Annotated in this window: 2 protein-coding genes; both read right to left on the bottom strand. The window is 37.8% G+C overall.

The features are described from left to right. Positions 1-252 precede the first annotated feature (252 nt). Positions 253-1,653, bottom strand: a complete 1,401-nt coding sequence (locus tag DW059_RS15390; protein ID WP_117699369.1) for an SseB family protein — start codon at positions 1,651-1,653, stop codon at positions 253-255. A 24-nt stretch (positions 1,654-1,677) separates the two neighbouring features. Beyond that, positions 1,678-2,104, bottom strand: a 427-nt coding sequence (locus DW059_RS16015; RefSeq protein ID WP_158552143.1) for a hypothetical protein, incomplete at its 5' end; no start/stop codon positions are given.

Raw genomic sequence — 2,104 nt, 5'->3', positions numbered from 1 at the left:
AACTTACATAAGAAAATTTTTATGTAAATTAGATTTTCATAATTTTTAATATGCAAATAAAAGCTCACAATACACTAACATAATAACTCTCTTTGCCTGCATATATTAACTAGTCTCAAATGGGGATTACCGCTGGAGAATTCCAACATATCTGAATTATGTGATATTTGTACTAGCTATCGCTTATAACTCATACTCCCATTCATCAAATTACTTTTTCTGTTAATAGATTACTCTCTTTGTCATTTCTTGTCAATTATTTTGTTGGAAATCTTTTTCAAAGGACTGCATTTCCCGGAACATTTCCTTATCGACATAGCAGCCGGCTTTCTCATGCTCGGTCAGATTGATGGCACAGTCAAACTGGTCAATGATTCCTTCTATCGGCTGTACCATTCCTTTCCAGCCATCTCCCATAGCATCCTGCAGCCGCTTCCAGTCCGTATACATTCTGACCGCTGCATTATTGTGCTTTCCTTCTATGGTCGGAAGTGAAATCTGCATATCCTTTTTCAGTACTGTCTTGCCATTTTCATCCGGCTCTGGAAAATCTTCTGACGTTTTGGTTGGAATAATAAACCTGGCTTTTGTCATTTCTATGGACAGAAATCTAAAATATAATTTGTAAATAAGTTTCTGCTCGTCTGTTGCCGGCTGCCCAAGCTGAGCAATCAGAAGCATCCATCTTACCAGGTCAGGGTTGGTAACCGGAATGCTAATTTCCGGTATATTGCTGTAGTCCGGCTCCGGAACAAATTCCGGTGCTGCTATTGCCGTATTTTCATTTACCACTTTGACTCCACAGGCACCATTCATATAAAAACAGTATCCCAGGAAATTGTAAATTGCCTTATGGGAATCATCGTTTTTAATCTCTCTGATTTCATACCGTTCTTCCGGAAATCTGACTTTAAATATATCCTTATATGCCTTAGTCAGAATCCAGATGTCAGGTGGTGTACACATATATGTGCCATCCTGTCGGTCTACTGTCTGGGAAAAAAGTGCCGGCTCTCCTGTGATTTTACTGTATACGCAATAAATAGCAGGTGCTTCCAATACCTTTTGAACAAGGGATTTTGCAATTACACCAATCCGCTTTCGGACTTCTTCTTTCTCAGCATCATCCTTTGCCGGAATTACTTTCGTTTTATACCACGCATACAAACGCCAGATTTCTGAGCAATCTGTAATGCTTAATTCATCAAGTTCTTTCTGTGAAAGTACCAGTTGTTTTGACGATACATAAGTATCTCCCAAACCGGAAATATAGGCATCATGTACTTCTGCAACTGTTGTGGTTCTTGAATATACCATTGTTCCGCATTTTATCGGATACGTTCCTGCCTGCTCCAGTTTCAATCCTACCCGGCAGTTTTCTGCTTCACGCACAGCTTTTCCCTGACCAACTTCTATTCCGAGCACTACTGTCACCAGTATTTCTCCATCATCATCCGAAAAATTACTCATGTAGACAGCATCACCCACCTGTATTTTTCCCTTCAGTTCACCTACAACCACGATATCATCTGTATTTCTAAGGCGGAACTTATCCTGTACTTTTAATACACACTTTCTTGCTGCTTCTTTGGAACTATTTTCCACTGCATTATCTTTATTCTTAAAAAGATGTAACTTTTCCCTGATTCCCATTGCAACCGGCTCCTTTTCGTTGTTCTAATTGTTCTGCTGTCTATCTATGATATATTCCAGCATTTTTCTCGCATTAGCTTTTTTCATTTGAAGTTCAAACAGTCTTTCCTTTTTTTCATTAAAAAACAGATATGCCACATTTCCCGGCATTGCACTAACCCCGGTGATTTGCCCGATTGGGATATTTTTTAGTTTTCTTTCTGCATAGTAAAATACTTCATTTTTCTTTATAAATACTGCCGAATATGTAAAATGCTGACACAAAAATGTTGCAAAACCAAGCTGAACCATACAGCAGCAAAAAAGAAATAGAAATAGTGACGCTATTTCTAATGAAAATAACAGAATCACCCATTCCAAAACGCTAATTATATAAAACAGAATTCCAAATATCCATATTATTTTTTTATCCCCTACATAGATAAATGCTTCTGCTTTATTATTTTTCTGC

The sequence above is a fragment of the Roseburia sp. AF42-8 genome, from assembly GCF_003435965.1.
GTDB classification, from domain to species: domain Bacteria; phylum Bacillota; class Clostridia; order Lachnospirales; family Lachnospiraceae; genus Roseburia_C; species Roseburia_C amylophila.
Note: the sequence above shows the minus strand (reverse complement) of the source record. Positions and strands in the feature narration are given on the sequence as shown.